Source organism: Clostridium sp. ATCC 25772 (genome assembly GCF_001573875.1).
In the GTDB taxonomy this organism is placed as follows: Bacteria; Bacillota; Clostridia; order Clostridiales; family Clostridiaceae; genus Clostridium_J; species Clostridium_J senegalense.
Genome location: NZ_LFRG01000119.1, coordinates 1 through 960 on the forward strand (window position 1 = coordinate 1; position 960 = coordinate 960).

At 27.3% G+C, this 960-nt stretch carries 2 protein-coding genes; both read left to right on the top strand.

Annotated elements, in window-relative coordinates; all coding sequences use genetic code 11:
* Nucleotides 1–9: 9 nt before the first annotated feature.
* A complete protein-coding gene (locus AZI32_RS18150) occupies nt 10–132 on the top strand; it encodes a LysM domain-containing protein (RefSeq protein ID WP_082761312.1) in 123 nt (40 codons plus the stop codon).
* A gap of 114 nt (nt 133–246) precedes the next feature.
* Nucleotides 247–960 (top strand): 4-(cytidine 5'-diphospho)-2-C-methyl-D-erythritol kinase (gene ispE, locus AZI32_RS17060; protein WP_061997150.1); only part of this gene is annotated, 714 nt, incomplete at its 3' end.

Sequence of the window (960 nt, forward strand, 5' to 3'; positions counted from 1 at the left end):
TTATGGAATATAGCGAAGAAATATAATACAACAATAGATGATATAGCTGAGATAAATGAAATAAAAACAGATGATCAATTAGATGTAGGTCAATGTTTAATAATTGAGAAAAAAACTCCAGTAGAAGTATAAAATTATGTACGAAATAAGATAATAGGGAATTATAGTTCCCTATTATTTTATTTTTTGTAGTATAATGTATACTATAAATATTTATGGTCGTTATAGCACAATAAGGAGGAAAGCATGAACTCTATAGATTTAAAGAGCAGAGCTAAGGTTAATTTATCAATAGATGTGCTTGGAAAAAGAGAAGATGGTTATCACCTTGTAGAGATGATAATGCAAACAATAGATCTATATGATAAGTTAAAAATAACTGAAATAGAAGAAAACTCAATATTAATAAAAAGTAATAGTTTAGATATACCTTTAAATGAGGATAATATTATGTATAAAGCTGTAAATTTATTAAAAAATCAGTTTAATATAGAAAAGGGAATAGAAATTTCTATAGAAAAAAATATACCTGTAGCAGCAGGAATGGCAGGAGGAAGCTCTAATGCAGCTGCAGTTTTAGTAGGTTTAAATAAATTATGGAACTTGGGGTTAAGTGAGAATGAATTAAAGGATATTGGGTTGAAGTTAGGAGCGGATGTTCCGTTTTGTATAACTGGAGGAAGTGCATTAGCAGAAGGTATAGGGGAAGAATTAACTAATATAAAAGGTTTACCTGAAGATTTAAATATTTTGGTATGTAAACCTAATATATTTGTATCAACAAAGGAAGTTTACCAATCTTTGAATATGGACAAAGTTAAAAGAAGACCTCAAAATAAAAAACTTATAGATGCTTTACAAAAAGAAGATGTTAAATTTATTTCTGAGAATATGGTGAATGTATTAGAAGAAGTTACTTCTTTGAAATATTCAGAAATAGGACAAATAGAAGATATAATG